At 70.6% G+C, this 717-nt stretch carries 2 pseudogenes; both read left to right on the plus strand.

Going from position 1 to position 717, the window contains the following annotated elements:
- A pseudogene (locus TSH64_RS27195) lies at positions 1–315 on the plus strand (electron transfer flavoprotein subunit beta/FixA family protein); the annotation flags it as partial.
- Positions 316–369: 54 nt separating this feature from the next.
- Positions 370–717 (plus strand): annotated as a pseudogene (locus tag TSH64_RS27200) (electron transfer flavoprotein subunit alpha/FixB family protein); the annotation flags it as partial.

The raw sequence follows: 717 nt of genomic DNA on the forward strand, positions 1-717 counted from the left end.
GTTGCCCCGGCGGGCGATGCCGTCGCCGTGACCCGCGAGATCGATGGCGGACTTGAGGTCGTATCGCTGAAGCTGCCGGTGGTGGTCACTGCCGATTTGCGCCTCAACGAGCCGCGCTACGCCTCGCTGCCCAACATCATGAAGGCGAAGAAGAAGCCGCTGGAGACCGTCACGCCGGACAGCCTGGGCGTCGATGTCACGCCGCGCCTGAAGACGGTGAAGGTCGCCGAGCCGGCCAAGCGCCAGGCCGGCATCAAGGTGCCGGACGTCGCCGCCCTGGTCGACAAGCTGAAGACCGAGGCGCGGGTGATCTGAGCGGCGGCCCCGTGCCCGCCTTCCCCGCACCCCGCCCGACAGAGGAACCGCCCCATGCCCATCCTGATCCTTGCCGACCACGACAACGCCAGCCTGAAGCCCGCCACCGCCCATGCCGTGACCGCCGCCACCAAGCTCGGCGGTGACATCCATGTCCTGGTCGCCGGCCGCAACGCCGCCCCGGCCGCGGAGCAGGCCGCGACGCTGGCCGGTGTCGCCAAGGTGCTGGTCGCCGACGATGCTGCCCTTGAGCATGCGCTGGCCGAGCCGGTCGCAGCCCTGCTGGTGTCGCTCGCCCCCGGCTACAGCCATGTCCTCACCGCTGCCACCTCGGTGGGCAAGAACGTACTGCCGCGCGTCGCGGCGCTGCTCGACGTGGCGATGATCTCCGAGATCACCGCC

Source organism: Azospirillum sp. TSH64, from assembly GCF_003116035.1.
Taxonomy (GTDB): domain Bacteria; phylum Pseudomonadota; class Alphaproteobacteria; order Azospirillales; family Azospirillaceae; genus Azospirillum.